This window comes from Paenibacillus sp. S-38, assembly GCF_049942825.1.
Classification (GTDB): domain Bacteria; phylum Bacillota; class Bacilli; order Paenibacillales; family NBRC-103111; genus Paenibacillus_G.
Map to the genome: position 1 here is coordinate 1062571 of NZ_CP187970.1, position 23598 is coordinate 1086168.

Consider the following 23598-nt stretch of genomic DNA (forward strand, 5'->3'; position numbering starts at 1 on the left):
ATGGCAGCGCACAAGCTGGATATTCCGGCGCTGAAGCGGCAGTTCGAAGAGGAGGGGTATCTCCTGCTCAAAGGAGTTCTGACACCCGAAAAGGTACAGCGGCTGAATGCCGCAGTGGATGAAATTCTCGCCGCAGAGCCCGATTCGCTTGCTTACAATATTTACAACAGCGTGGAACGGCATGACGAGATCGCTTCGCTGATCGACGAGGAGACGGTGCTGCCGCTGGTCGTGAATCTGCTCGGCTTCAATATTCAGCTGCACATCTCGCATTTGACGGTCCGCCGGCCGAATCCGCAGGATCTCAAGACGGATTCCCACAGCTTCATCAACTGGCACCAGGACGGACCGCATCCCCAGTTTCCGAAGCAGAATGGGGTTACGTCCACCTATTACATCAAAACCTGCTACATTCTCAGCGACATGTCGGCACCGGACCGGGGCAACACGAAGGTGATCCCGGGTTCGCATAACCGCCGCTTCGAGCCGGAGCACCAGAACGTGGACGGGGTTGTACCGGGAGAGGTTCAGGTGTGCGGCGAACCGGGCGACGTATTCATCTTCGCGCAGAACATGTGGCATGCCGGAGCGCCGAACCGCTCCGAGCATACGCGCCGGCAGCTGTTCCTCGGCTACAGCCCGGTCTGGATGCGGCCGATCGACTACCGGACGGCGTCTCCACGCCTGCTGGAGGGGGCTTCACCATACCGCCGCCAGCTGTTGGGGGTCATCGACGACAATCCGTTCAAGTACTACGTTCCGGAGGAACGGATGCTGCCGCTCAAGGCTCTATTTGCGGCCCCGCCGGTACAGGACGTTTCGGGAGGTTCGCAGATCTAGCAAGGCTTCATCGCCCATACACAGCCGGCCCTTAAGGGGCCGGTTGTTTGTTATTGTTTGGACATTCCTGCTTGGAAGCATCGGGTTTGGGGCCGGCTTTGTTGGAATTTGTCCCCGCTTTGGAGGATGTTATCCGTTACAATCCCACGGGCTTTCGCTGATAATGGAACCAAGGGAGAACGCCGGACTAACCGGATGGGAAGCCTGCAGGGTGAGGTGATACACGAACAGGAAATCTGTACTGCAGCATGACTGCACATGAAATCGACCTATGTTCAATTAAATTGAAGGAGCGTGTAATAAGAAGATGAAGAGAAGCAAACCATGGACGATCGTGCTCACGACCGCCTTACTGGCATCGCTTGTCCCCGCCGCAGCCTTCGGCGCCGCCGCATGGGCTCCGAACACAGCTTACAAGGTCGGCGACCTCGCCGATTACTCCGGTTCCACCTACCAGGTGCTGCAGAACCATACCTCCCAGACCGGATGGGAGCCGTCGAACGTACCGGCCCTCTGGAAGCTCGTATCGAGCGGCGGAACGGCCGATACGCAGGCGCCGAGCACACCGGCGAACCTGATCTCGTCCGCCAAGACGTCCACCTCCGTGACCCTGTCTTGGGGAGCTTCCACCGATAACGTAGGCGTAACCGGCTATGACGTCTACCGAGGAACAACCCTGGCCGGCACGGCCACGGGAACCGGCTTCACGGTGGGCGGCCTGACGGCGAACACCGCCTATACGTTCACGGTGAAGGCGAAGGATGCGGCGGGGAACGTATCGCCTGCGAGCAATGTGCTGTCGGTAACGACAAGCCCGGCTTCCGCTGCGGATACGCAGGCGCCTACCGTGCCGGCAGGCCTCAAGGCTTCGGGCGTGACGAGCAGCTCCGTCTCGCTGTCCTGGACGGCTTCGACGGACAACGTGGGCGTGACCGGGTATGAGGTATATCGCGGTACCGTACTGGCGGGCACAGCGACCAGCACCACGTTTACCGTTAGCGGTCTTGCGGCCAGCACGGCGTATTCCTTTACCGTGAAGGCGAAGGATGCGGCGGGCAACGTATCGGCGGCGAGCACGGCCGTATCCGCCACGACCTCCGCACCGCCTACAGGCGGCAGCGGCGGCTACAAGATCGTGACCTATTATCCGGCCTGGGCCGTGTACGCCCGGAACTTCAAGGTGCCGGATATCGACGCAAGCAAGATCACGCATATCAACTATGCGTTCGCCGACATCTGCTGGAACGGCAGGCACGGCAACCCGGATCCGTCCAGCCCGAACCCGCAGACTTGGGCTTGTGCCGACGAGACGGGTACTATCAACGTGCCGAACGGCACGATCGTGCAGGGCGATCCTTGGGCAGACACCGGTATGTCTTATCCCGGCGACACCTGGGATGAGCCGGTCAAGGGCAGCTTCAAGCAGCTCATCAAGCTGAAGCAGGCGAACCCGCACCTGAAGACGATCATCTCCGTGGGGGGCTGGTCGTGGTCCAACCGCTTCTCGGATGTGGCGGCCGATCCGGCGGCACGAGCCGTCTTCGCCAAGTCGGCGGTGGATTTTCTCCGCAAGTACCAGTTTGACGGCGTGGATCTGGACTGGGAGTATCCGGTAGGCAGCGGTCTGGCCGGCAACTCCTACCGTCCGGAAGACAAGCAGAATTATACGCTGCTGCTCCAAACCATCCGTGCCGAGCTGGACAAAGCCGGAACGGCGGACGGCAGGAAGTATCTTCTGACGATCGCTTCGGGCGCCAGCCCGGCGTTCGTGACTAACACAGAACTCGGCAAGATCGCCCCGACGCTCGACTGGATCAACATCATGACCTATGACTTCCATGGGGGCTGGGATCCGAAGGCGGGACAGAATGCGCCGCTGTACTACGATCCGGCCGATCCGAGCACCGATCCCGTGAACTTCAACGTGGACAAAGCGGTCGCGAATCATCTGAACGCGGGCGTGGCACCGTCCAAGCTGGTCATGGGCCTGCCTTACTACGGACGCGGGATGCAGGGCTGCGCGAACGTGAACGGCGGCTTGTACCAGACGTGCTCCGGTACGGCGGCCAAAGGCACATGGGAGAACGGCTCGTTCGACTTCTATGACCTGGAGGCCAATTACATCAACAAGAACGGCTACACCCGCTACTGGAACAGCGTGACGAAGACGCCTTACCTCTACAATCCGTCCGGCGGCATCTTTATCTCTTATGACGACGCGCAGTCGATCTCGGAGAAGGTCAACTACATCAAGAGCAAAGGGCTGGGCGGCGCCATGTCGTGGGAAGTAACGCAGGACCGCAATAAGACGCTTCAGACGGCAGTCAAAAACGGACTCAATCCATAACTTTCATTCGGCTTGGCAGACGGCCTCCATCCTTCGGGAAGGAGGCTGTTTTTGTGTCCGTCAAGGAAATTTGAGGTCGGGGATGCAGGAGCTGGAAAGGGGATTGGGGGCAAGGAGGCGAAGTAAAGAGAGGGTATGACTAATCTAACTTTTGGAGGAATCCGCTTTATGTCGATGATCCATAAGGTAGCCGCAAGAACCAAGGGGTATTTGTCGTTTGGAGGAGGACACGGAGGATTGTCCGATATGCCCCGGGTCCGGGGCAAGGTATACGTCAACCGCAGGGGAGAACTTAAAATCGGCAGGAACCTCTCGATTATCGCAAAGCCATGGCCCGTACAGCTCACTGTAGTGGAAGGGGCGAAGCTGACGATCGGAGATAATGTATTGATCAATGCCGGAGTTGGAATCGCTTCCAATCTGGAGGTGGAGATCGGCAACGACGTGAAGATCGGACCGCGGACCAGCATCTTCGACTCCCAGTATCATCCGCTGGACAGCAGCGATGCGGGGGATCTGCGCAGGAGAATCGTGATCGAAGACAATGTCTGGATCGGCACGGGTTGTCTGATTCTGCCGGGCGTGCGGATCGGCCGCAACTCGGTGGTGGCGGCGGGGAGTACGGTCACCCGGGATGTGCCGGAGAATGTCGTGGTGGCGGGCAGCCCGGCCAAGGTGCTGCGGGAGCTCCAGATCGAGAAGGATTGGGTCCGGACCTAGCTCTTCGTCAGACGCAGCGCTTTTTGTCTTACCTGTCCCTAGCGAAAATAAAAAGGCCGCCAAGCCCTCCCGGAGGAGGAGCAGGCAGCCTGTGTCATACGCGTTCCTTTCTTATTTTGCTGTCGTTTTGTTATACTCAGCGATTTTCGCCGAAATTTCTTTGGCAGCCGCGTCGAGCGCTTCTTTCGGCGCCTTTTTGCCGTTGAGCACTTCTTCAATTGCTCCTTCGGTCAGCTGGCGCGCTTGAGGGAAAATGCCCATGACTGCACCCTGCGTCGCGAGGTTGGCTTTCGTCTGGTGGAGCTGGTCGACAGCCGTTTGGAACTGAGGGTATTTCGCCAGGTTATCCTTCACGAGCTGCTCGTCGTAGGCCTTTTTCGTGATCGGGAAGTAGCCTGTGTTGACGTGCCAGTAAGCCTGCTGCTTCGGATCGGCGAGGAACTTGATGAACGCCCAGGCGCCCTTCTGCTCCGCTTCGGACTTGTTGTTCATGATGTAGTTGGACGCGCCGCCTACGATCACGCCGCCTTCTTTGGCGTCCGACGGCTTCGGCAGGAAGCCGGTGCCGACTTCGAACTTGCCTTCGGCCGCCGATACGATGCCGCGGAGGGAAGCGGTAGAATCGAGGGTCATGGCGACTTGTCCGGCAGCGAAGGCCTTCTTCGTGTCGTCGGTCTTGCGGCCGAGGTTGATCATCGACTTGTCGTCGATCATGCCCTTCCACCACGTCAGTGTCTTCACGCCCGCATTGCTCGCAAGCAGCGATTCCGTCGCAGGGCTTGTCCGGCCGTTGCCGTTATTGAGCAGCTCTGCGCCCTGGTTTGCGAAGAACTGTTCCATGAACCAGCCGTAGATCGCGAATGAAGCGCCGGCTTGGCCTTCCTTCGTAAGCTTTTTGGCCGCTTCCGCAACTTCCTCGTACGTGGCCGGCGGCTTCTCGGGATCGAGGCCGGCGGCTTTGAACAGATCCTTGTTGTAGTAGAGGATCGGGTTGGACGTATTGAACGGCATGGAATAGAGCTTGCCGTCGACCTTGTAGTAATTCAGGATATTCTCCTCGAGCTGGGAGATATCGTATTTGTCCGCATCGATGAACTGCTGGATCGGGGTGATCGCCTTGGAGTCGATCATGAAGCGGGAGCCGATCTCGTATACCTGGATCAGGGTCGGGCCGCTCTTCGAATCCATGGAAGCCTTCAGCTTGTTCAGGCTCTCGTCATACGTGCCCTGGAATACAGCTTCCACCACAACGTCTTTCTGGGAAGCGTTAAAATCCGCGACAAGCTTGTCCACCGCTTTGCCGAGCTCGCCGCCCATGGCATGCCAGTAGACGACTTTGACGGGGCCTTCCGTTTTGGCGGCTTCTTTGCCGCTCTCTGCCGCTCCTGTGGCTGCAGGCTTGCTCTCGCCCGCCGCACTGCCGCCGCCGTTGCCTCCACAGGCCGCGGTGAAGGTCATGGTTACCGCGAGGGGCAGGATAAGAGACAGGTGTTTTTTGGATTTGCTTTTAAGCATGGGGGTGATCTCTCCCTTTTTATGTTGGTTTGTGTATATACAGCGAGGCCTGGAAGGGCACTCACGTCATGCCGGATAGATAGGATAGCAGGATCGAGGCGCTGGGGTCAGCCCTTGACTGCGCCCGCCGTCATCCCGCGCACAAGCTGCTTGAGACCCAGCACGAGCAGGAGCAGGGAAGGCAGCAGCACCAGTACGACGCCGGCGAGCACCAGGTTCCAGGAGGTCATCTCCTCGAACTGGAGCATCGAGATGCCGATCTGGACCGTGCGCATCTCTTCCCCGTTGGTGACGAGCAGCGGCCACAGGTACATGTTCCAGTGATTCAAGAACGAATAGACGCCGAGGGTGGCCAGCGCCGGCTTCGAGAGGGGCAGCACAATCCGCAGGAAACTGCGGATGTGCCCGCAGCCGTCGATCCGGGCGGCTTCGAACAGCTCGCGGGGCAACTGCAGGAAGAATTGGCGCAGCAGGAACACGCCGAACGCGGACGCCAGGAACGGCACGATCAGCGCCTGGTAGGAATCGAGCCAGTCCCAGCTCTTGACCGTGAGGTAGTTCGGGATGACGGTGACCTCCCACGGGATCATCATCGTGGAGAGGAAGAGGCCGAACAGCAGGCTCCGCCCGGCGAACCGGAGGAAGGAGAAGGCGTAGGCGGCCATGCTGGCCGTCAGGAGCTGCCCCAGCATGATGGCGGTGGAGATCAGGAAGGAATTGCCGATAAACCTTCCGATCGGCAGCAGATCCGTCACTTCCGTGTAGTTGCCCAGGTAGAGGGAGGCTGGCAGCAGCTTCGGCGGCGAGGAGGCCGCTTCTCCACTCGTCATGAAGGAAGCGGAGACCGTATAGAGGATCGGATACAGGGTCAGCACTGCAGCGCACAGCAGCAGTCCGTAGACGATCCCTTTCTGCAGGCTTGTCATTGGTAGTGAACCTTCCTTTCGAACATGCGGAATTGAACGATGGTGAGCAGCAGGATCACGGCGAACAGAACAAGGGCCTGCGCGCTGCCGATGCCGAACCGGAAATTGACGAAGGCATCCTGGTAAATGTTGAATACGATGACATCCGTGCTGTTCATGGGTCCGCCCTTGGTCAGGATGTGGATCTGGCCGAACGACTGGAACGCTCCGATGACAGAGACGATACCGCTGAAGAACAGGGTCGGGGAGATCAGCGGAAGCGTAAGGCAGAAGAAGGTGCGCAGAGGGCCGGAGCCGTCGATTTTGGCGCTGTCGTAGATTTCTTCGGGCACGCTCTGCAGGCCGCTGAGCAGGACGATATAGTTGAATCCGAGATTCATCCACACCGTCATGATCGATACGGAATACAGTGCCCAGGCAGGATCGGACAGCCAGCGGATGCCTTCCGCCCCGAGGAGCGACAGGAAATAATTCAGGGTGCCGAGCGTCGGGTGGAACAGCATCATCCAGATGACCGAGCCGGTGCCGACGGAGATGGCCACAGGCAGCGAGAAGATGAACTGGAACAGCTTCATGCCCCGCAGCTTGTTGTGGGATAAGGCAGCCAGCAGGAGCGCCAGGGCGATGCCTGTCGGTACGGTCAGCAGGGTAAAGGACAGCGTGACCTTCAGGCTCTGGTAGAATTTCTCCGAGGTGAACAGCTCGGTGAAGTTATCGAGTCCGGCATAAGCGGCGATGCGCCCGCGGGGATCGGTAAGATGCAGGGAGAGATACACCGACTTCAGCAGCGGATAGAACAGGAAGACGGCGAACAGCAGCAGGGACGGGGCCAGGAAGCCGTAGGCCAGCAGGTGTTCCTGCAGGACGGAGCTCCGGAGCGTGCGGCGCCCGGTACGTGCGGCTGCGGATGGGCGTCCGCTTCCTTCTTGGCGGGGACGCAGATGATCTTGCACGGTGGACATGGGGATTCCCCTTTCGGTCGGTTGTAGGACTTGCTCAGTATAAGGTCCGCTTGTTATCGGGGGGTTAAAAAGAAATGAAGAATTTGTATAGGAAGAACGCGTGTTTACAAATTCTACATTTCCCTCTTGCAGCTTTGGAAAATATATGATAATTTAAGATACATAACCAATCACGTGCGGAAGAACCGCCTTATCGTATGCCCCTCGGAGGGGGCCGGTAGGGCGGTTTTTTGTTGCGCAGAAGAAGGCTGAAACCATGAATGACTATGGACAGGGTCTGGCACCAGGAGATGTGCTGGATGCAAGATACCGGGTTGTCCGGAGTTTGGGCAGCGGAGGCATGAGCAGCGTGCTGCTCGCCGAGGACCTCAAGTTGAAGGGGAAATATTGGGCCATGAAGGAAAGCTGGACCGGCCGCCCGGGAGAAGCGGGCGAAGTCACGGAGGAAGAGCGGGTCCGGCGGCAGACGCTGCTGGCTGAAGCGGAGACGATGAGCAAGCTCAGCCACCCGAACCTGCCGGATATCGTCGATGTGCTGGGTCCGGACACGCGAGGCTACCTCTATCTCGTAATGGATTACATCGAGGGGGAGACGCTGCAGCAGCGCTTCGAACGGCAGGGACGCCGGGCAGGGGAGGAGGAAGTCACCGGATGGGCCTTGCAGCTTTGTACGCTGCTGGACTATCTGCATTCCCTGCAGCCTGCGCCGCTGATCCACCGCGATCTGAAGCCGTCGAATCTGATGCTCGACGGCAGCGGCCGGCTCCGGCTGATCGACTTCGGCACGGCCCGCAGCTTCAAGCCGGAGCAGTCCGCCGATACGGTCTGCCTCGGCACGGTAGGCTTCGCGGCGCCGGAGCAGCTCGAGGGCCGGCAGAGCGACGCGCGCACCGACCTGTACGGGCTCGGCGCGCTGATGTACTACCTGCTCAGCGGCGGCCGCTACTACCGGCCCGGCACCGCGGCCGAAGCCGCCCTGCCGGCGGGCCTGGCCCCGCTCGTGCTGCGGATGCTGCGGGCCCGACCGGCGGAGCGCCCCGCCTCCGCCCGCGAAGCCGCAGCGGCGCTGCAGCTCCGGCTCACGGAGCTGTGCCCAGCCGCCCCCGGCCCGGCCACGGCTCCTGCGCCGCAGGGAGCGGGCGCCTGGGGGCCGCCGCTCGTCGTGGCCGTCGGCGCCCTGTACCCGGGCGCCGGCGCCACCTTCGCCGCGCTGGCGCTCGCGCGGCTGCTCCACGATCACGGCGTCCCGCACGCCCTGATCGAGCCGCCCACCCCGCGGACGGAGCTGCTGCAGCTCCTCTTTGCGGAGAAGCACGCGCCTGCCGCGTACCGCTGCTACAACGCGCCGGGCGAAGGGGGCTTCCGGCCCCACGCGAGGCCCTGGACCGACGGCAGCACGCTGTGGCTGCCGGCCGAGGCCCCCGCGCCTGCCGGCGGCGCACCGGACCCGGCGGGCGGGGCGTTCGACGCCGCCGCCTGGCTGAAGCTCTTCCACGCGGTGCGGCGGCCCGTGATCCTCGCCGACATCGGGTCGCAGTGGGAGCATCCCGCGGTGCGGGAGCTCCTCGAGACGGCGACCGATGTCATCCTCACGGTGGACCCGCTCGTGCACAAGCTGGAGCTGCCCGCTGCGCGGCGCTGCCTGCGGCAGCTCGAGGCGTGGGCCTCGCCCGGCCGCCGGGTGCACGGCTTCGCCAACCGCTGCCTCGAAGGCAGCGGGGAGTGGCTGCGCGTGCTGCCGCATCCGTCGGCGTGCCGCCTGCCCGCCGTGGACTTCGCGGCCGTGGCCGGCGCCGCCTGGCGCGGGCAGCTGCCGCACGACGTGCCGGCCGTACGGGCGGAGCTCCGCCGGGCGATGGCGCCGTGGCTGCGGTCGTGGCTGCCGGAGGGGCTCACGGCTTCGTCCGCCCGCGGATCGCGGCAGACGCAGGCCCGTTTCGGCGGCGGATGGCTGCAGAGGCTGTTTTTCTGAACGGCGGCTTGCAGGAGGGCTTGGTTGTTCTCATCGGATGGGAGCAGACCGCTTCCTGTACGGTTGTTCTTAATCAAGAACATCTCAATCAACACACAGTGAACTTACCTTAAAGTTCGATTAACGAGAGGAGAGAATGAGGTGCAGAAGGCATGGATCGCCGGCACGCTCGGCTGCCTGCTGATGGGCGGCTCGGTGACGGGATATTGGCAGTTCATGAAACATACCGAATTTCGCGTGCAGACGATGGAGACCGTCAAGCCCGTTCGCATGCTCCACAGCGGCGAAGTCGTGCAGGCGTCCCTGCTCCGCAAGGAAATCATCCCGGTCGCTGCCCATCAGGCGGAGGCGGTTACGAGGATGGAGGATGTCATCGGGAAGACGGTGCTGGTTCCGCTGGCGAGCAGCGAAGAGCTCGTCGCCTGGAAGCTGGATGACCGGCGGATGGTGCCCGGTGAGGGCGAACGGTATTTCAGCTTCCGGACGGATGCGGCCGCCAACGTGAACAATATGGTGCGGCGCGGCGACCGGGTCGATGTCTGGGTGGAGTTTGACCAGCCCAAAGGGGTTGCCACCCCGGGTGGAGCCCTGTACACGGTCGGTGCGGTGAAGATTATCGAAGGGCTTCCGGTCACCGGCGTGAAGACGCCCGAAGGCATTGAGGTGGCGGATACCGGCGGTTTGGAGGCCGTGGTGGAACCGGCACGCTCCCAGTACAGGGAGGCCCGTTCGAAGGCGGCCGGCAAACCGGAGCTCAACACCTACATTATGAGTGATGAAGTGTTCGAGGCTTACTCGCTCGGAGGCATGGGGGGAAGGATCAAGCTGGCGCTCCCTGACCTGACGGCTCCGGCCGGGGCCTCAGGCACCGTCACACCGCTGTTCCGCCAGCTGAAGGAAGCGGATGCTTTTACGAAGACGAAGCCCCAGGTCCGGTTGAACGGGGAGCCGGATCCGGCACATATGACAGGGACCGCAGGCGGGGGCGCGAAGTCAGGCGCGGAAGGCGCAGCCGCTTCCCCGGCGGTTTCCCCGGTTCCCCAAGCGAAGGAGGTTAACCCCAAGTGATAAGAATCCTGGCAGGACTGCCTGCCATTGAACTCGCGGAACGGTGGAAAAGCAAGCTTGCCGCCGCGGGGGAGAGCGATGTGATCAACGCCTATGGTGCCGAGGTCCTGCTCTCCAGGCTGCGCGAATCGTTCCACCACATCGTGGTCCATAGCGGGCTCTTTTATGACCGGTATCCCTGGGAATGGATGGAGGAGATCCGCAGAGTCCAGCCGCATGCGGAAGTCACCGTGGTGCTTGATGAAGGAGTCTATGACTCGTTCGGGCTCGAAGCGGTCTGCCGCTTGGCTGCAGCGCTCGGTTACCGGACGGTCCCTGCGGGGAGCCGGGAGGAGGAGATGCTGGACGACCTCGCCGCCATTGTGACAGGCCGGAGGGCGGAGCCTGCCGCCGCCCGGGAAGGGAAAGGGCTCGTGGCCGCTGTATGGCCTACGGCCAGCAAAGACGGCGCCACAACGATCGCGATGAACACGGCGCTCGCTTTGGCATCCGCCGGCCGGCTCCAGGTTGGCCTCATCGACGCCAATCTGCGCAACCCGGAGATCCGCCCCCATCTTAATCTGATGGACCGCGGGCAGAGCCACTTCAAGCTGCGGCCGAAGATGCAGACCGGGACGCTGCAGGTCGATGAGCTGCTGGAAGGCTGTACGACTTACCGCAGCATGCCGGGACTCCACATCCTGACGGGTTCGCCCCGCCGGGATACGGCCCAGGACATGACGCCGGATATGATGGGCGGCCTGCTCGAAGCCGCCCGCCGGGCGTTCGATATTACGATTGTGGACGTCAACGCCTATCCCGACAATGCGGCCACGGTCTGTACGGTACGGGAAGCGGATGTCCGCTGGCTTGTCACCCAGAACAACTATGCCTCCTACCAGACGAGCTGGAACGAGTGGTACAACTGCTACTGGCGCTACTGCGGCCTGCAGCCTTCGGATATCTCGCTGATCGTTAACCGCTGCGCGGAAGATGACAAGCCGGAGCGGATCGCCGATGTGCTCGGCATGCCGCTCGCGGGGGCCGTGCCGAATGTTGGGGACGGACTCGGCCTGCAGTCTGTGCATGAAGGCGTACCGCTGTATCTTCGGCCGAAGGCGGAGGCCTTCTCGGAGGCGGTGGGGCGGCTCTCTGCCCTGCTGGCTCCGGGAGCGGCCGCCGAGCCGGCGCTGCACGCGAAGCCCGCCGCCGTTCCGAGGCTTGCCCGCTGGGCGGCACGGTTCACCGCGATGTTCGGGTAGGAGGAGGGGCGCGATGAGTGCGAGAAACACCGCTTCGCCGCGTATGGCGCCGAGGGTCCGTTTTGATGCCGCCCGGTACGTCAAAGATTTGCTGCAGGCGCAGCAGCCTCTTCCGGGGCCGGGACATTCGCCGGGTCCCACAGCGCAGGGAGCCAGGAGTCTCCGGCGGCTGCCGCTTTCCGAAGCGGTGAGCGTCGTGTATGAGCATCTGACCGAACGCTCCCAGAATGACCAGGAGCTGTACCACGACATCCTGCAGGCGGGTCTCGGGGAACCGATGGCCCAGGCCCGGATGAAGGCGGTCATCGATACGCTGCTGCTGGAGTACCGGATTGAGGTCGACCCGCGTACGCTGATCTCCCCGCTGAGCGCGACCGATTGCGTATTTGCCCAGACCTGCGGAGCCAGTCTTATTGAGGATTTGTACCGTCAGCCGGACGTGGAGGAGGTGCAGGTCATCGGCTGTGACATCTATCTCCTGAAGCAGGGCGAGATGGTGCGGCATCCGAGACGGTTCACGGCGCTGCCCGATGTTCTGCTGCTGCAGGACCGGCTGTCGCTGTGCGGCAAGAAGCCGATCAACGAACGCCAGCCGTTCGTCCAGTCGTACATGTGGAACCGGTCGCGTCTGGTCATGACCCGCCCGCCTTACTCCGATGTGCCGAGCATCCATATCCGCAACTTTATCGTGAAGGACGTTACGCTGGAGGTGCTGACCGAGCTTGGAACCATCGATGCACGGATGGCCCGGCTGCTGTCGCTGCTCGTCCGTTACCATGCGAGCATGCTGATCGGCGGAGGGACGGCGACGGGGAAGACGACCTTCCTCTTCGCCCTGGCCCAGGAGATCCCGGAGAACGAGCGGATCCGTACACTCGAGAAAGAATTCGAGGTGGCGCTCCGTGAACGGCTTCGGGGCAGCCGGAACATTCTCGCCGTCCGCGAGGTCGAAGAGATCGGTTTGTCGATGGAAGAATCGTTCAAACCGCTGCTCGTCATGAGTCCGCATTGGGTGATCGTGGGCGAAGCCAAGGGCTCCGAGGTGTCCCAGATGGTCCAGGGGGCGCTGAGGGGACACGACATGATGGGAACGATGCATACCAAATACCGCGAATCGTTCATCAGCGATGTGGTCGACATGATCAAGCAGGACGGCCGCCAGCATGATTCGGCCGACACGGTGCGCCGGGTGGCCCGCGCTTTCAACATCATTATCTTTTTGCGCGTGGTGCGGATCGGCGGTCGGGCGGTACGCATCGCCACCGAGATCACCGAGCTCTCCGTGGATGACGGAGGGCAGGTGCGGATCAGTCCGCTGGTGGAGTGGGATTACGGGGCAGGGGTTTGGCGATTCACCGGCCATTCGTTCTCGAGACCGCTCCGGGAGCATCTCATCGCGGGCGGCGCCCGTCCGGAGGAATTCCGGGAGCTTGGAGTGTGGGAGCCTTGAGCGGCGGGGCCTTCTGGCTGCAGAGCCTGCTGCAGGGCTTGTTTCTCGGCGCATGGGCCGGCGGATCGCTTCTTCTTCTGCTTCCCCTGATCCGTGCATTGAAGAAAGGGGCCGTTCGCTACCGCCGCCTGCAGTCTCTGAATGCAGGGATGGCGAGCTCTCCGGGCAGGAGACGGGGTCTCTGGGAGAAGCTCTCTTCCCGCGGCCCTCTGAAGCATCTCGGTGAAGAGATGGAAATCGCCGAGATGAGGATGGGTGTCGAACCCCTGCTGGCACTGATGCTGATCCTCGCCTTTGGCGGCTGGTTCGGATCTGAAGCTGCGGTGAAGCTGCTGCAGTCCAAGTTTGCCGTCGGCGACGACCGGCAGATCGCGATTCATGCCTGGCTCCTCAGCTCCGGAGCGGCCCTGTTCCTGGCCTCCCTGCCTTACTTCTGGATCCGGTTCCGGGTCCAGCAGAAGCGCCAGCGCATCGCGCTGCGGATGATTGCCGTCGTGCAGAATCTCATCGGCCATTACCGTCCGCGGCTCACCCTCGCGGAGATCATCGTGAAGTCATCGGATTCGATGCCTTACGAGGTGCGAAGCGAATGGCGGCGCCTGGAGCTGGCCCTTCATATGAAGGGCGTCCAGGAGGCGCTCTACGAATTCGCCCGGCGGGTGGACAACGAGTGGGGTGATGATCTGGCCGACCTGCTCCTGATCGGTTCGCATTACGGCACCGATGTGACGGAGGCGCTGCACCACCTCACACTGCGCATGCAGACCGCGAAGCGCCTTGAGGAGAACCGGCTGGCCATGATTACGGTCTACCGGCTCGGCACTACCTTTATGGCAGGCTTCGCCTTCTTCGTGGTGGGCTTCAATATCTACGCGGACGGCACGAATTACAGGCACTATTTTGTAGATCCGGCGGGCCGGATGCTCCTGCTGGCCTCTTTCGCGGTGATGTTCGTCTCCATGGTCATGGTGGTCCGTTCGGGCCGCAGGGCTTTCTAGAAAAAAGGAGGTTATGCGTTGATACCCAGTGTTTCCGGTCTCTTCCTGTGGAATGGCGCCTTTCTTCTGGCCTTTGCCGCCGGAAGCGCGCTGCTGTGGATTCCCCTGCTCGGCAGGCTGCGGTTTGGAAGAGGAAGCCGGCTGGCGCTCCTGCTGGAGCGGGCGAAGCAGGCCAAGGAACGGCAGCGCTTCGTCCGTGGCGAGGAGCGCAGCATCACGATGGCGGAACGCCATTTCCGCGAAAAAGCCCGGCTTGCCGGTCTTCCCCGGGAGTGCACTTATGCCCGCTTCCAGCTGCTGCGCGGAGGCATGGCCGCCTCCCTCTCGCTGATGGCTTTCGCGGCACAGCCGCCTTCCGCCGTGCCCCTCTCCGAGTGGACCGCCGGCACATGGCTCGGCCAGCTCCTGCTGTACGGCGTGTGCCTGTCACTCGGCTGGTGGCTTCCCATGCTGCTTGTCCTCGCTGCCGCCGGCCATAAACGGACACAGCTGCTGCTCGAGATTGCGAAGCTGTCGCACCGGCTGTCGGTCTGCGTCAGCGACAAGGCGGATCTGCGCGACATGCTGGTGCGGGCCGGACGGCCGCTGAAGCTGCTGCAGCCGCATATTCAGGAGCTGGCGGTGCTGTGGGCCAAGGACCGTCACGAGGCCATCGCCCGGTTCCGCGATGCGGTAGGCATCACCGAGGTGTACCCGCTGGTGAATGCGCTGGAGGCCATTTCGCTGGCCGAAGCCAAGGAGGTGGCGCTGGTGCTCAAGGAGCAGACGGCAGGGATCGAGGCGGCCTTGTCTTCGGAGGTGACACGGAAGCTTGAGAATGCGCCCGTATGGATTTCATTTTATATCATGATTCCCTTTGCGATGATCGTGCTCTTGTTCCTCTATCCTTGGGTGATCACGATCTCATCGCAGCTGATGACCTCCTTCCAGGGCTGAAGAGGGGCCTCGGGAGAAGACAGAAAGGATTGATCGAAGCAGTATGTCCAAGCTCATCATTACCGTCCTTGTGTCGGTGCTCCTCGGGGGCTCGGCCCTGTACGTGGTCGGAGGGCAGCTCGTGCCTGCCCTCGGAACGGCGGGCGTCCATACCCGTTCGAATATAGAGGATGCGTTTCAGTAAGAGAGTCGGCATAACACGCAAGGGCGCTGCCCGCAGGGGGAATCCCCCTTTCACACCACATCTAACCAAACCAACACATACACGAAGGGATCGAATCACATCATGGGAAAATTGGTAATTGCTTGTTTGATGACAGTACTGCTCGGAGGCGCCGCGATGTTCCTGGCCGGCTCGAAGGTAGGCCCGGCTGTAGGCTCGAAGGCAGGCAACCTGAATACAAGCATCTCGACCGCAACGGTCAACCAGACGAGCGGTACGGTAACCGCAACGGCACCGTAAGCGCGCCATGGGCAAGCTGATCACGCTGTGTCTGACGGTGGTGCTGATCTTCGGCATCTGCACGTACATCTTCCGGCCGCAGGGCGGAGGCGGATTGACGGAAGAGATCCGGGACGGTCATGAGAGTGTCACCGGCACCCTCCGGGGTTTTGATTATGTTACGAATTAGCAGTCCGGTATCGTGTATTTTCGGGGGAGACCGGCCTTTTATCTCGGGTTGGTTTCAGAGGTTTGCTCCCCTCGCCAAAGAGGAACGGGGCGTCTCCAACCTGCTCGTGACGATTCTCCTGCTTCCCCTGCTGCTGTTTTTGGTATTCGCGATCGTGCCTGTATTCGTCTATTCGATAAAGGGGGCTCACATGAACACGGCGGTCAGTCATGCGCTGAAGGAAGCCGAGGCAGTCGGCTATGTTTCCCCGGAGATTGCTTCGAGGCTGAACGACCGGCTGGCTGCACTGGGTATGGGCGGTGTTACGGTCAACGGTACGGGATACCCTTCCTATGCCGGCAGTACGGAAAGCAAGGTGCTGCGCGACGATGCGGACCCTACCGTGAAGCTCGCGGTCAAATACCCCGCTCCCAATCTCTCCCGTATGCTGAGGGCGATCGGAGGCCAGGGGAGCGCCCAGAAAGCCGAGGGCTTCTATTACATCGTACTCTACGGAAGAAGCGAAGCTTATGAGTAGCAGAGAGGAACCGGGCGGACTCCGCCGTACCCTCGCACAAGAGGACGGCGGCGTCCATATTCTGCTGCTGGGCTTCTTCGGCATTGCGTTCGCCGTTCTGCTCTGGGTGACGGTGTTCAACTGGCTGATGCAGACAGGCCCGCTTGCCAAAACCAAATCCGTCCTGAACCACGCCGCTCATGCCGCCTCCTTGTCGATAAACGAAGGGGAAGCGGCACACGGAAGGCTGGTGTGGGACGAAACGGCGGGGACCGATTCATTTTACCGGTTCCTGCGCCTGAACCTGAAGCTGGACGAGGAGCTGCGGCCCGAGGCGGGCAGCATGCTGCAGGAGGCTCCGGTAGTGCATTTGCTCGAATTCGTGACCAGTCCGACCTATCCCTATGTGTTGCGCCGTTCCGTCACGATTCATGAAGGCGGGGCCGATCGGACAACCAGAAATGTGGAGGTAACCGTATATGGCCCCTCCGTCGTGGCCGTGCTGGAGATCCATAGACCGCTGCTTGGCAGGGGGAGGAGCGAGCCTTCGCTGATTTCCTCTGTGGCCAGTGTCCGGATGCGGTAACGATCCGGTGCTCTTCCACGCTCTTTTCACAAGCTCAGTATATTTATTTGGGGAGGCCGTTGTCATGCGACGCCTTCGGGCGCTGAAAGCTTCGCGGTACGAAGGGACGCCCCTGCCGGCTTTCCCTGCGATTCTCCGGGCAGAGGCGGAGAAGCCTTTGCAATCTGCCTCTTCAGCGCGTAAGGTAAAAGGTAACTGATTTTATATTACCGCTGACGGAGGCATGTGACATGAGCGAATATGGGATGCGTATCGAACGGCTGCAGCAGAAGCTGGTGGCGGAAGGCTTGGATGCCTTTGTCGTCACGCAGAATGTGGATTTGTACTATTTGACGGGCTCCATGCAGACGGGCTATCTTCTTGTGCCCGCAGCAGGGGAGCCTCGTTTTTTTGTGCGCCGCAGTGTGCTCCGGGCGCAGGCGGAGTCGGCGGTGCCTGTGGAAGCCCTCGGCTCGTTCCGTTCGTTGGGACAGCAGATCACGGAGGCTTTTCCGGCCCTCGGGCCGGCGGTGAGGATTCGGCTTGCCGCGGAATATGACGTACTTCCCGTGCAGCAGTTCCACCGGCTTCAGGAGCTGCTGCCCCATGCCGAATGGGCGGATGGCTCGCTGCTGATCCGTGAGCTTCGGATGATCAAGTCCCCTTACGAGCTTGGCCGCATCCGTGAAGCGGCCAAGTTGATCGACGAGGCGCTCGAAGATGCGCTCGCCCGGTTGCAGGCAGGGATGACCGAGGTAGAGGTGATGAGCGGGGTGGAGCACTTTATCCGCCGCCGGGGGCATCTCGGCTTAATGAGGGTGAGGGGGTATAACCAGGAGATTATTACGGGCATGCTCGGTGCCGGTGAGGCGGCGGCTGAGCCGACTTACTTCGACGGGCCCGCCGGCGGCCGCGGTCTCAGCCCGGCGAGCCCGCAGAGCGCCAGCCGCCGGCCGATCGGAGCGGGGGAACCCATCCTGATCGACATCGGCTGCTGCGTGGACGGGTATGTGATCGACCAGACCCGTACGGCCGTGATCGGGGAGCTATCCGAGGACCTGGAGCGCGCCTATGCGGTGTCCGAGGACATTCTCCGCCGCACGGAGGGGATGCTGCGGCCGGGAACGGCCTGCGACAAGCTGTATACCCAGTCGCTCCAGTGGGCGAAGGAAGCCGGCCTGGCCGAGCATTACATGGGCTTCGGCGGCGATCAGGTCAAGTTCCTTGGCCATGGCATCGGACTTGAGATCGACGAGCTCCCCGTTCTGGCACGCGGCTTCAAGTACGGTCTGGAGCCGGGCATGGTCATTGCGGTCGAGCCCAAGTTCACTTTTCCGCAGCGGGGAGTCGTCGGTATTGAGAATTCCTACGCCATCACGCCGGACGGCTTTGAGAAGCTGACGGTGTCCCGGGAAGGACTGCTGCGTTTGTAGGCGGAGGAAGTTCTATAGGGTCCTCCTTCGGCTTACTGAGCGGTTTAGACTAAGCCGAAGCACTCTCAGCTTGCTGACTGCGGGGTACCGGTAACCAGGCGGATGTGCGCCAGATGGTGCCGGCCGTGCCAAGCGTAGATGCCGATGTTGGCGAAGAGGGGGACGATGCCGCTCTCGGGGTGGCGGAACGTGCGGGCGAGCTGTTCGCCGGTCAGGCTGCGCAGCAGCAGGGTCCAGCGGGCATGCAGCTGCTCCAGCAGCACCAGGGACAGCTCCACGGGAGCGTCCAGCGTGTCGTCGAGCTCCGCCCAGCGGTCTTCGCGGTACGGCTTGATCGTCGGCTCCTCCTCGGTCAGCGCGAGCTTGAAGCGGATATAGGAGTTCATATGGCTGTCGGCCAGGTGATGCACCACCTGCCGGACGGTCCAGCCGCCTTCGCGGTAGGGGGTATTCAGCAGCTTCTCGTCCGCACCGGACAACGCTGCACGCAGCTCGGAGGGAAGCCTTTCGATCTCGTCGATCCATGCACGGATCTGGGCCGGATCGGACTCAGCCGGTGGAGTGAAGGTGCCGATAGGAAACGATCTGGATATCTGGGAGTCAGTCATAAGGGGATCCCGCCTTTTAGTATTGGAATGGGGACGGCAGCCGCTCTTCGGGAAGCGGAAGGGACACGCTTCGGGTGCCGCCGGTTAGTTACAACGATACCATGATCATGGCATCGAAGTTAGCTATTGTTTTCGATGCATCCAATCGATATTATCGATACATAGAGGCGTGCACGGCTGGCGTTGATTTGGCGAAGGAGAATGACTCATGGATCTTACTTATCTTCACACCTTCAGTCTGGTGGCGAGGCTGCGGAGCTTCACGAAGGCGGCCGAAGAGCTGGGCTATGTACAGTCCAGCGTAACGGCACAGATCCAGAAGCTGGAGCGGGAATACGGCGCGGCGCTGTTCGAACGCTTCGGGCGCGGCATCCGCTTGACGCAGGCCGGGGAAGAGCTGCTGAAGTATGCGCGGGAGATGCTGCAGCTGCACGAGGAGGCGAAGGCGGCGGTCTCCGCCCAGGCGTCGGGAAGGATCGTGATCGGCACGATCGAAACGCTCGCCGCCTTCTTCCTGCCCCCGCTGCTCCAGCGCTTCCGGAAGCTGTACCCGGGCGTGCAGGTCGTGCTCCAGCCGGGCTCGGAGGCGGAGATCATCACCCGGGTCCGCGAAGGCGAATGCGATGTCGGCCTGATGCTGGACCGGGCTTATACGGGCGGAGATTTCGTCTGCCTGCAGCTGCGGGAGGAAGAGCTCGTGCTGCTGGCCGCCCCGGACCATCCGCTCGCCGGCTCGGCCGAACCTTTGACCGTTCAGGCGCTGGGCGGCCATCCGATGATCGTAACGGAAGAAAGCTGTACGTACCGGTCCGCTCTGGAGCGGGAGCTGCGAGGGGAGGGCGTGCCGTACCTCTTTGCATACGAGCTCGGAAGTGTCGAAGCCATTAAGCAGTGTCTGGTCCACGGGCTTGGGGTGGGGCTTCTGCCGGCCATCGCCGTCAGGGAGGAGCTGGCTTCGGGCAAGCTGGCCGCCCTTTCGTTCCGGCTGTCGGGGCCGCCTTTTTACACGTTGCTGATCCATCATCCGAAGAAATGGATTTCCGCTTCCCTGCAGTCGTTTATAGGACTATTATCCTCCACGTAGTCTTGTCGGAATAAGGCGGTTTCTATCATTGCCTATCCTCCCAAATAATGATAATATAAGTAGAATCATAATGAAGCTCTACCACCATTGCAGGCAAGATTCATGGGCATTTCCTATCGGATACTCTATGATTTATATACAAGATATCATTCATGAATCAGAAGCAAGGGCCGGTTGAACCAGGAGGGGGAACGTCCATGCTGCGTTTGGGACAAAAGGTTTATATCGTCGGAGACAGCTTTGAGCAGCATCTGCCGATCGGTGAGTATGGGTATGTCATCGCTTATGAACGCAATGCAGACAACGTATTTGATTATGTCATTCGCATCCCGAAGCTGAATAAGCATGTGTTTGTTCCGGCATCCGATGTGGAGATGGAAGAAGTGCTTGTACAGCAGGAAGTGGACCGTCTTGAGCGCGAATCTCTCATTGATTTCGCCCTGGCGACCAAGAATGAGGAGCTGTTCCGCCGCATCATGAACGGGGACGGCGAGATCGTCGAAGAGCCGGTCAAGGACGTACAGTCAAATGAAGATTTCATCAAACAAATCGGTTTGAAAGCCTGGATTTAACACATAAATAACCGGCGGCGGGCAGTCCTTAGCGGGAATGCGCGAAGCCGGTTTTTCTTTTGGATGCTGCCATGCTGCCGTTTCGGCAGGGGGAGCTGCCTTGCCTCATCCCCCCCGGTTAACGGGATTCACGATGAACAAAAACCCTCTGCCCCTGGTCAGCTGTGCTGCCTAGGGGCTAGAGGGTTTTGTCATGCCTTGACGGTTCGGCGTCACAGCCATGAAGCCGGGCGGGCTCCATCTCCAAGGGGCGCCGCTGCCGGCTTGCCGAGCAGGTAGCCTTGGGCCAGGCGGATGCCGGCGCTGCGGCAGTACTCCCATTCCTCGCGGCGTTCCATGCCTTCGGCCAGTACGGAAGCGCCGAAGGAGGCGGCCCGCTTCAGAATTTCGCGGATGCGCTCCTGCTTCCCTTCGTCCTGGTCGCAGCGGTCCACGAGGCCGCGGTCGATCTTGACGAAGTCCGGCTGCAGGGCGGTCAGGACTTCGAGGGTGGAGAAGCCGGAGCCGACATCGTCGAGCGCCACCTTCATCCCATGCTCACGGTACACCTGGAAGATGCTGCGCAGGTGCGCGATATCTTCAATGCGTTCGGTCTCCACCACCTCAAACACAAAATCCGCCGGATCCAGCGAGCAGCGGTCGATGGCCGCGAACGTGTGGCTCAGGCAGTAATTCGGGTTGTAGATCGAGGAAGGGAGGAAATTGACGAACCGCTTCGTTCCGGGAGATAGATGCCGGGCGCTCACCTCGATGGCGGAGATGCGCGCCGCGCGGTCCAGGAACGAATGCAGTCCCGTCGCCTGGGCGGTCTGGAACAGCTGATACGGTTGGAAGGAGGGGCCGTCTTCCGCCGCGCGGAGCAGGAATTCGTACGCGAAGATGCTGCCCGTCTCCATATCTACGATCGGCTGCATGTGGCTTGTGAATTCCGCTTTCATGATGAGCTGAACGAGGCTGTGATTCTCCAGCCGGGCAAAAAAGTGGTTCAGAGATACGGCGGAGGGTCTGCTTTCGCTTTTACCGCCCAGTCCGGCAATGGTAAGCTGCACCTCATCCCGCTCCTCAGCCGAGAAGATGCGCTGCAGCTCATGCAGCCTGCCGAGCAGCTCCTCCTGGGAATTGTAGCGGAAGCTGCCCGGGGAGGAGGCGCTTCCGGTTCCTGCCTGTCCATTGATTCTATGCTGTACGGCGGGATCGGCCGACCTGACCGTGACGATGCCCCGATCTTCGATCGGCGTAACCCGGCTGCATGCGGAGCATTCCATAGTTGATCTCTCCTTTACCAAGGGATCTGCGCTTGGTGCTTTTATCTGTTTTTTATCGGAGCGGCGCCCTTCGTTTGTTACCTGCAATCCTTTCCTGAGCCAGGAACGGTCATTGAGTTTCCCTGTGCATCTGGGCTATAATGATAAGAATGATTTGGAAGAGAGTGAGGTGCAGACCATGAGTGTCACCATCAAGGATGTCGAACATGTTGCGGGTCTGGCGAGGCTTGCGCTGTCGGAGGAAGAGAAGGAGCGCTTCACCGAGCAGCTCAACGCGATTCTGAAGTACGCCGAGCAGCTGAATGAACTGGATACGGACGGCGTGGAGCCGACCAGCCATGCCATGCCGCTGGTGAATGTCCTGCGGGAGGATGAACGGCGGGATTCGCTGCCGATCGAGAAAGTGCTGCTGAATGCACCGGATGAAGAAGACGGCCAGATCAAAGTGCCGGCGGTGCTCGAATAAAGGAAGAGTCAGGGAAGGGAGGATGTCCGCTTGTCTTTGTTAACATTACGTCTGCAGGAAATACATAACAAGCTTCATGCCAAGGAAATCACGGTCTCGGACCTGGTGGACGAGTCCTATAAGCGGATCGCCGCGGTGGATGGCCAGGTGCGCGCGTTCCTTACACTGGATGAGGAGAATGCCCGCGCGGCGGCTAAGGCGCTGGACGGACAGGCTTCGGGCGGGACCCGGGGGCTGCTCTTCGGGCTGCCGATCGGCATCAAGGACAATATTGTCACCGAAGGCGTTACGACGACATGTGCCAGCCAATTTCTGAAGAACTACAACCCGATCTACGACGCGACGGTAGTCCGCAAGCTGAAGGCCGCCGATGCGGTATCGGTGGGCAAGCTGAACATGGACGAGTTCGCGATGGGCGGCTCGAATGAGAACTCGAGCTTCCACCCGACCACGAACCCGTGGAACGCCGAGTATGTGCCGGGCGGCTCAAGCGGCGGTTCGGCCGCGGCGGTGGCGGCGGGCGAAGTGTTCTTCTCGCTCGGCTCCGATACGGGCGGCTCCATCCGCCAGCCGGCGGCTTACTGCGGCATTGTCGGCATGAAGCCGACTTACGGCCTTGTTTCGCGCTTCGGTCTCGTGGCGTTCGCGTCCTCGCTGGACCAGATCGGTCCGCTGACCAAGAACGTCGAAGACAGCGCCTATCTGCTGCAGGCGATCGCAGGTCACGATCCGCAGGATTCCACCTCGCTGAATACGGAGATTCCGGATTACGTGAGCGCCCTGACGGGTGATGTGTCGGGTCTGCGTGTAGCCGTGCCGAAGGAATACCTTGGCGAAGGCATCGATCCGAAGGTGAAGGATGCCGTGCTTTCGGCGCTCAAAGTACTCGAAGGCCTCGGTGCCGTTGTCGAGGAAGTCTCTCTGCCTCATTCCGAATACGCTGTAGCGACTTATTATCTGCTCGCTTCATCGGAGGCTTCTTCGAACCTGGCCCGTTTCGACGGGGTGCGCTACGGCGTGCGTGCGGAGAACCCGAAGAACCTCATCGATATGTACACGAAGTCCCGGAGCGAAGGCTTCGGCGATGAAGTCAAGCGCCGGATCATGCTCGGCACTTACGCGCTGTCCTCCGGCTACTATGATGCTTACTACCTTAAGGCGCAGAAGGTGCGCACGCTGATCAAACGCGACTTCGACCAGGTGTTCGAGAAGTACGACGTAGTCATTGGACCGACGGCTCCGACGGCGGCGTTCAAGCTCGGCTCCCAGGTGGACGATCCGCTGACGATGTACCTCAACGATATTCTGACGATTCCGGTGAATCTGGCCGGCGTACCGGCGATATCGGTGCCATGCGGCTTTGCAGACGGCCTGCCGGTCGGATTGCAGATCATCGGCAAAGCGCTGGACGAGCCCACGGTTCTCCGTGTGGCCCACGCGTTCGAGCAGAACACCGACTTCCACAAGCAGCGCCCGGCGCTGTAACCGAAAGGAGCAACCTA

24 protein-coding genes are annotated in these 23598 nt (G+C 61.1%); 19 read left to right on the forward strand and 5 right to left on the reverse strand.

The window, feature by feature from the left end:
- From ACP26L_RS04940 to ACP26L_RS04950, 3 genes are all read left to right on the forward strand, one after another.
- A complete protein-coding gene (locus tag ACP26L_RS04940; RefSeq protein ID WP_426451458.1) occupies nt 1-840 on the forward strand; it encodes a phytanoyl-CoA dioxygenase family protein in 840 nt (279 codons plus the stop codon).
- A gap of 307 nt (nt 841-1147) precedes the next feature.
- A complete protein-coding gene (locus tag ACP26L_RS04945) occupies nt 1148-3187 on the forward strand; it encodes a glycosyl hydrolase family 18 protein (protein WP_426451459.1) in 2040 nt (679 codons plus the stop codon).
- 168 nt (nt 3188-3355) lie between these two features.
- Entirely contained in the window at nt 3356-3907 is a 552-nt protein-coding gene (locus tag ACP26L_RS04950) for an acyltransferase (RefSeq protein ID WP_426451460.1), read from the forward strand.
- A 111-nt stretch (nt 3908-4018) separates the two neighbouring features.
- On the opposite strand, the gene ACP26L_RS04955 is transcribed toward ACP26L_RS04950, so the two are convergent.
- The 3 genes from ACP26L_RS04955 to ACP26L_RS04965 form a co-directional block, all read right to left on the reverse strand.
- A complete protein-coding gene (locus ACP26L_RS04955) occupies nt 4019-5422 on the reverse strand; it encodes an ABC transporter substrate-binding protein (RefSeq protein ID WP_426451461.1) in 1404 nt (467 codons plus the stop codon).
- Nucleotides 5423-5529: 107 nt separating this feature from the next.
- A complete protein-coding gene (locus ACP26L_RS04960; RefSeq protein ID WP_426451462.1) occupies nt 5530-6348 on the reverse strand; it encodes a carbohydrate ABC transporter permease in 819 nt (272 codons plus the stop codon).
- Nucleotides 6345-7310, reverse strand: coding sequence for a carbohydrate ABC transporter permease (locus ACP26L_RS04965; RefSeq protein ID WP_426451463.1), 966 nt, complete (start codon nt 7308-7310; stop codon nt 6345-6347). The genes ACP26L_RS04960 and ACP26L_RS04965 overlap by 4 nt, the downstream gene beginning before the upstream one ends.
- Nucleotides 7311-7566: 256 nt before the next feature.
- Here ACP26L_RS04965 and ACP26L_RS04970 point away from each other — a divergent pair, with 256 nt between their 5' ends.
- From ACP26L_RS04970 to ACP26L_RS05025, 12 genes are all read left to right on the forward strand, one after another.
- The gene (locus ACP26L_RS04970) at nt 7567-9282 is read left to right on the forward strand and encodes a protein kinase domain-containing protein (protein ID WP_426451464.1); all 1716 of its coding nucleotides are present in this window, start codon (nt 7567-7569) and stop codon (nt 9280-9282) included.
- Nucleotides 9283-9423: 141 nt separating this feature from the next.
- Nucleotides 9424-10350: an SAF domain-containing protein gene (locus ACP26L_RS04975; RefSeq protein WP_426451465.1), complete on the forward strand. Its 927-nt coding sequence runs from the start codon at nt 9424-9426 to the stop codon at nt 10348-10350.
- Nucleotides 10347-11591: an AAA family ATPase gene (locus ACP26L_RS04980; RefSeq protein WP_426451466.1), complete on the forward strand. Its 1245-nt coding sequence runs from the start codon at nt 10347-10349 to the stop codon at nt 11589-11591. The genes ACP26L_RS04975 and ACP26L_RS04980 overlap by 4 nt, the downstream gene beginning before the upstream one ends.
- 13 nt (nt 11592-11604) lie before the next feature.
- The gene (locus tag ACP26L_RS04985; protein ID WP_426451467.1) at nt 11605-13041 is read left to right on the forward strand and encodes an ATPase, T2SS/T4P/T4SS family; all 1437 of its coding nucleotides are present in this window, start codon (nt 11605-11607) and stop codon (nt 13039-13041) included.
- Nucleotides 13029-14039: a type II secretion system F family protein gene (locus ACP26L_RS04990; protein WP_426451468.1), complete on the forward strand. Its 1011-nt coding sequence runs from the start codon at nt 13029-13031 to the stop codon at nt 14037-14039. Before ACP26L_RS04985 ends, ACP26L_RS04990 begins: the two co-directional genes overlap by 13 nt.
- 18 nt (nt 14040-14057) lie before the next feature.
- Entirely contained in the window at nt 14058-14975 is a 918-nt protein-coding gene (locus tag ACP26L_RS04995; RefSeq protein ID WP_426451469.1) for a hypothetical protein, read from the forward strand.
- Nucleotides 14976-15018: 43 nt separating this feature from the next.
- The gene (locus tag ACP26L_RS05000; protein ID WP_426451470.1) at nt 15019-15159 is read left to right on the forward strand and encodes a hypothetical protein; all 141 of its coding nucleotides are present in this window, start codon (nt 15019-15021) and stop codon (nt 15157-15159) included.
- 102 nt (nt 15160-15261) lie between these two features.
- Nucleotides 15262-15438 carry a hypothetical protein gene (locus ACP26L_RS05005; protein ID WP_426451471.1) on the forward strand — a complete coding sequence of 59 codons (177 nt, stop codon included), beginning with the start codon at nt 15262-15264 and terminating at the stop codon, nt 15436-15438.
- Nucleotides 15439-15445: 7 nt separating this feature from the next.
- On the forward strand, nt 15446-15607 hold the full coding sequence (locus ACP26L_RS05010; RefSeq protein ID WP_426451472.1) for a hypothetical protein: 162 nt from the start codon (nt 15446-15448) through the stop codon (nt 15605-15607).
- Nucleotides 15594-16124 (forward strand): hypothetical protein, encoded by a 531-nt coding sequence (locus ACP26L_RS05015; RefSeq protein ID WP_426451473.1) that lies wholly within the window; start codon nt 15594-15596, stop codon nt 16122-16124. The genes ACP26L_RS05010 and ACP26L_RS05015 overlap by 14 nt, the downstream gene beginning before the upstream one ends.
- Nucleotides 16117-16689 carry a hypothetical protein gene (locus tag ACP26L_RS05020; RefSeq protein ID WP_426451474.1) on the forward strand — a complete coding sequence of 191 codons (573 nt, stop codon included), beginning with the start codon at nt 16117-16119 and terminating at the stop codon, nt 16687-16689. The genes ACP26L_RS05015 and ACP26L_RS05020 overlap by 8 nt, the downstream gene beginning before the upstream one ends.
- A 230-nt stretch (nt 16690-16919) precedes the next feature.
- Nucleotides 16920-18101 carry a M24 family metallopeptidase gene (locus ACP26L_RS05025; RefSeq protein ID WP_426451475.1) on the forward strand — a complete coding sequence of 394 codons (1182 nt, stop codon included), beginning with the start codon at nt 16920-16922 and terminating at the stop codon, nt 18099-18101.
- Nucleotides 18102-18166: 65 nt separating this feature from the next.
- Here ACP26L_RS05025 and ACP26L_RS05030 read toward each other — a convergent pair whose 3' ends face one another.
- On the reverse strand, nt 18167-18709 hold the full coding sequence (locus tag ACP26L_RS05030) for a YfiT family bacillithiol transferase (protein WP_426451476.1): 543 nt from the start codon (nt 18707-18709) through the stop codon (nt 18167-18169).
- Between the two features lie 208 nt (nt 18710-18917).
- Here ACP26L_RS05030 and ACP26L_RS05035 point away from each other — a divergent pair, with 208 nt between their 5' ends.
- Complete coding sequence (locus ACP26L_RS05035) at nt 18918-19793, forward strand: LysR family transcriptional regulator (protein WP_426451477.1); 876 nt, start codon at nt 18918-18920, stop codon at nt 19791-19793.
- A 197-nt stretch (nt 19794-19990) separates the two neighbouring features.
- Complete coding sequence (locus tag ACP26L_RS05040; RefSeq protein WP_426451478.1) at nt 19991-20365, forward strand: ATPase; 375 nt, start codon at nt 19991-19993, stop codon at nt 20363-20365.
- Between the two features lie 212 nt (nt 20366-20577).
- Here ACP26L_RS05040 and ACP26L_RS05045 read toward each other — a convergent pair whose 3' ends face one another.
- Nucleotides 20578-21630 carry an EAL domain-containing protein gene (locus ACP26L_RS05045; protein ID WP_426451479.1) on the reverse strand — a complete coding sequence of 351 codons (1053 nt, stop codon included), beginning with the start codon at nt 21628-21630 and terminating at the stop codon, nt 20578-20580.
- A gap of 178 nt (nt 21631-21808) precedes the next feature.
- Between ACP26L_RS05045 and gatC the strand changes: the two genes are divergently transcribed.
- Complete coding sequence (gatC, locus tag ACP26L_RS05050) at nt 21809-22096, forward strand: Asp-tRNA(Asn)/Glu-tRNA(Gln) amidotransferase subunit GatC (protein WP_426451480.1); 288 nt, start codon at nt 21809-21811, stop codon at nt 22094-22096.
- 30 nt (nt 22097-22126) lie between these two features.
- Entirely contained in the window at nt 22127-23581 is a 1455-nt protein-coding gene (gatA, locus tag ACP26L_RS05055; protein WP_426451481.1) for an Asp-tRNA(Asn)/Glu-tRNA(Gln) amidotransferase subunit GatA, read from the forward strand.
- Nucleotides 23582-23598: the final 17 nt, after the last annotated feature.